Raw genomic sequence first — 4,173 nt, 5'->3', positions numbered from 1 at the left:
GCACCGTGTGGTGGTTCTGGGGGCCGGGCACGCGGGCATGTCGGCGGCCGTTCAGCTGGCGGCCCGGGTCAAGCGGCGCGAGGGCGTGCGGGTGACCGTGGTGAACGCGCAGGAGCGGTTCACGGTCGGGTCAAGTTGATGAAGGGGGAGGGCGTCCGGCTGTCCAGGCCTGTCTGGTGCGGGATCAGTGGTGCGGGCTGGGGGTGGGTGTCCTGCAGGGCCCGGTAGAGGCCGGCTGTGGCGGCGGCGTCGTCGGTGACCTCCACGCCCGTTTGGCGGGTGCCCCACTTGCCGTGGGTCATGGTGAGGATGGCGTAGATGCGGATCGGCAGGAGCAGGACCAGGTGCAGCACTCCGTAGACGGGGGCCAGGGCGTAGATCCCGAGCCGGCCGGCGAAGCTGACGCCCGGCCGGGGCGCGTCGAGGTAGCGCACGCTGCGTGCGTATCCCATGACGGCGGTGAAGACGAGGTAGCCGGCCAGGTGCCGAAGGGTGTTGCCGGGGTCGGCGGCCGGTTTGACGGCCAGTGAGGTGAGTGCGGCGCCGGTGAACACCAGCCAGGTCGCGACCTCCATGAACGTCAGGTACCAGCCGGGGCGCAGGCGCGGCAGGTTGCGCAGTGCCCACTGGGACTCGCGGAAGAAGGACTTGTTCCATCGCACCTGCTGGCGCAGGAAGTGCCCGAGGCGTTCGGGGACCGCGGTGTAGGCGACGGCGGTGGACTGGAAGAGCACCTGTCCGCGCATCAGGCAGTAGTTGGTCAGCCGGCGGTCGTCGCCGAAGACGGCCGGACGCCCGAGGAACCGCTGGGTGAGGAAGTCGTCCAGGTTGGCGTGGACGACGTCGGCGCGGTAGACGACGAGCGAGCCGCAGCAGCACAGCACGGAGCCCAGCTGTGAGTACGCGGCGCGCTCGAAGAGGAAGGCGTTGCCGTAGCGCAGGTCTATCAGCCGGGTCAGCAGGTTCTTGCGCTGGTTGAGGGCGAGGACGAGACCGGTGACGGCCTTGACGCGGGGGTTGGCCAGCGGCTTGATCAGTTCCTCGACCGCCTGGGGGTCCAGGACGGTGTCGCTGTCCACGCACAGGTAGGCGTGGGCGTCGGGACTGGCCCTGAAGCCGACCGCGAGGGCCTCGCGCTTGCCCTTGTTCTCCGGCTGGCGGTGGATGTGCAGGGTGATCCCGGCCCGGGCGAACTGCGGGGCCATCTCCGCCGCGGCTCGGGCCGCGGACAGGTCGTTGCTCGCGTCGTCGACCACGTGCACCACGCTGACCGGGCGGGACTGGACCAGGATGCTGCACAGACTGCGCCGCAGGGTGCTGGGGTCCTCGTTGTAGGTGGGGATGATCGCGACCAGGTCGAGCCGGTCCGTGCCGGTGTCCGGCGTGCCGGCCCGGAAGGGCCGGTAGGTCAGGGACAGCAGCAGCTTGACGGAGAGCAGTCCGATGGCGGCCATTCCGTACAGGTGGAGGGTGCCGCTGATGACGTAGGCCGCCGCCGAGCCGGTGAGGACGAAGGCGAGCAGGGAGGGGCGCGGCAGTCGCAAGAGCCAGGTGGTCGGACGGCGGTCGGCCCGGTGCAGGCCGTGGGTTTTCTGGAAGAAGAGCTGGGGCACGTGGGCACGGCTTTCGTCGCGGCTGAGCGTGCTCGGCGGCAGTGCGCCGCACCGAACACGCCCGGACCTTCCCCCCACGCATTCGCGGACAGTTAAATACGCGACACGAAAGAACAGATAGGTCATAGCGGGGTGATGTGTACCACAGTGGCGAGACGGGTCTCCTGGGGGGAAATGCGGATCATTCCTGCATCGGGGTGGGCCGTGCGGGCCATGACCGGCGGCGAGTGTTCCCGCGTCCCTTTGCGTGACCGGCGGGTGAGGTCTTCGGCCGGGTCACAGCGGTGCGGGGGCGGGTGCGGGCGGGAGGGCGAGCTCGGCCCAGATGGTCTTCCCCTCGGGCCGCTGCCTGGTGCCCCAGCGCTCGGCGAGCTGCGCCACGATGAACAGCCCGCGCCCGCCCTCGTCGAAGGTCCGGGCCCGGCGCAGGTGGGGGGCGGTGTTGGTGCCGTCGGACACCTCGCAGATCAGGGTGTCGTGCCGGATCAGGCGCAGTTGCACGGGGCTGCGCCCGTAGCGGATGGCGTTGGTGACCAGTTCGCTGACCACGACTTCCGCGGTGAAGGCCATCTCCTTCAGACCCCAGCCCGCCAGCTGCAGCGCGGCGAGGTCGCGGGCACGGGCGACCTCGAAGAGATCCTCCGACAGCTCCCACGCGACGGCGTGCGTGCTGTCGAGTGCCTGGGTGCGGGCGACGACGAGGGCGACATCGTCGCGGCGGCAGTCGTCGACCAGCATGTCCAGCACGTGGTCGCACGTGTCCTCCAGAGAGGACATCGGCTCGGACAGGGCTTTCAGCAGACGCCGGAGCCCTTCGTCCAGGTGGTGGTGGGGGGATTCGACGAGGCCGTCGGTGTACAGGGCGAGCAGGCTGCCCTCGGGCAGGTGCACGTCGGCTGTCTCGAAGGGGAGTCCGCCCACGCCCAGCGGGGGACCGGCGGGGACATCGAGGTAGTCGGCGCCTGCTCCCGGACGCACCACAGCCGGCGGCGGGTGACCGGCACGCGCGGCGGTGCAGCCGCGCGAGATCGGGTCGTAGACCATGTACAGGCAGGTTGCGACGACCTCGCCGACCTCCGCGTCGGCCCCCTGCGTGCGGGCCGTCTCCGCCTGCCGCCGGATGACGACGTCGTCGAGATGGGTGAGCAGTTCGTCGGGCGGCAGGTCGATGTCGGCGAGGGCGCGGACCGCGGCGCGCAGCCGCCCCATCGTCGCCGAGGCGTGGACGCCGTGCCCGACCACGTCGCCCACGACCAAGGCGACACGGGCCCCCGAGAGCGGGATCACGTCGTACCAGTCGCCGCCCACTCCGACCCCGAAGTCCGCGGGGATGTAGCGTGTGGCCGCCTCGACGGCCGGCTGCTTTGGGACCACCTGCGGCAACAGGCTCTTCTGAAGCGCCACGGAGGTGTTGCGCTCGCGGGTGTAGCGGCGGGCGTTGTCCACGCACACCGCGGCGCGTGCCGCGATCTCCTGCGCCAGGAGCACATCGTCGGCGTCGAAGGCGTCCCGGTGCGGGGAACGTGTGAACAGCGCCGCACCGAGGGTCACCCCGCGGGCGCGCAGCGGGACCGCCAGCGCGCAGTGGGGCGCCTGACCGCCGGCGCCGCCCGGACCGGCAGGCCGGCCGCCGTCCTCGGCGGCATCGGTGAACTGCCCGCGTACCGGTTCGCCCGTCATCAGGCTCACGGCGGGCACCGACCCCTGGCGGTAGGTGACGGCCCCGCCCGGCGGTGCCGTGCCCGCGAGCGCCGCCGCCACCGACCGCCGGGCGGCGCGGCGCAAGGTGATCGGGCCGCGGTGCGGCCCCGGGGCGGGTTCCTCGCCCTGCAGGACCGGGTCGAAGAGGTCCACGGCGGCATGGTCCGCGAAGCGCTGGACGGCGACGTCGGCCAGCTCCTCGGCGGTTCGGGCCACGTCCAGGGTGCTGCCGACGCGGCTGTTGGCCTCGCTGAGGAACGCGAGCCGCTCGCGAGCGATCATCAGCCGCTTCAGGCGCCTCTCCCCGGCGACACGGGCGCGGCAGACGGCCAGGCCGACGAGCAGCGCGGCGGCCAGCGCCGTGATGACGGTGGCCCGGCTGGTGCTGGACATGTCCGGCGGGAGGATCCCGTAGACGACGATGGCGGCGCCCAGATTGGCAACGCCCACGATCAGGGTCTGCCGCAGCGGCAGCAGCGCGCCGGCCACGATCGGGATCAGCGCCAAGTACTCGGGCAGCCCCATGACCTGCAGGTGCGCGGCGGCCAGGGCCAGCCGCACGCCCGTGACCAGCGCAACGGCGAGGAGCAGAACGGCCAGGCCCCAGCCCGCCCGGACGGGGCCGCTGTGCGTGCCGGGAACCCGCGGCCCTGCATCGGTGCGGACGGGCGGGGCGGTCACGACCCGGTGCGGGTCCCGCGGGGTGCTGTGCATGACGTCCTCCTCCGGCCGTCCGCCGTGCAGCCGACGACCAGGAAACGGGCGGGGCAGTGACATCCACGCGTGGGCTACCGGTGGGCAGGGAACGGGGTTTCGCCCCCAGGGCGAAAGACCGCCCACATGAGCGGGTACGGTGCGC

Annotated in this window: 2 protein-coding genes and 1 pseudogene; 1 reads left to right on the top strand and 2 read right to left on the bottom strand. The window is 72.2% G+C overall.

Annotation, left to right across the window (positions count from 1 at the left end; genetic code table 11):
* A pseudogene (locus VXC91_RS42945) lies at window positions 1-124 on the top strand (FAD-dependent oxidoreductase); the annotation flags it as partial.
* On the opposite strand, the gene VXC91_RS42940 reads toward VXC91_RS42945, so the two are convergent.
* Window positions 120-1,454 carry a glycosyltransferase gene (locus VXC91_RS42940; protein WP_408057614.1) on the bottom strand — a complete coding sequence of 445 codons (1,335 nt, stop codon included), beginning with the start codon at window positions 1,452-1,454 and terminating at the stop codon, window positions 120-122. The pseudogene VXC91_RS42945 and the gene VXC91_RS42940 sit on opposite strands and share 5 nt — an antisense overlap.
* Window positions 1,455-1,889: 435 nt before the next feature.
* The gene (locus tag VXC91_RS42935; RefSeq protein ID WP_329512780.1) at window positions 1,890-4,028 is read right to left on the bottom strand and encodes an ATP-binding SpoIIE family protein phosphatase; all 2,139 of its coding nucleotides are present in this window, start codon (window positions 4,026-4,028) and stop codon (window positions 1,890-1,892) included.
* Window positions 4,029-4,173: the final 145 nt, after the last annotated feature.

The sequence above is a fragment of the Streptomyces chiangmaiensis genome (genome assembly GCF_036281785.1).
In the GTDB taxonomy this organism is placed as follows: domain Bacteria; phylum Actinomycetota; class Actinomycetes; order Streptomycetales; family Streptomycetaceae; genus Streptomyces; species Streptomyces chiangmaiensis.
This window is presented reverse-complemented; position numbering and strand designations above follow the sequence as displayed.

Excerpts from the sequence above, each read along its gene's own strand:
- VXC91_RS42940 (WP_408057614.1), bottom strand. The coding sequence starts at position 1,454 with ATGGCCGCCATCGGACTGCTCTCCGTCAAGCTGCTGCTGTCCCTGACC.
- VXC91_RS42935 (WP_329512780.1), bottom strand. The coding sequence starts at position 4,028 with ATGCACAGCACCCCGCGGGACCCGCACCGGGTCGTGACCGCCCCGCCC.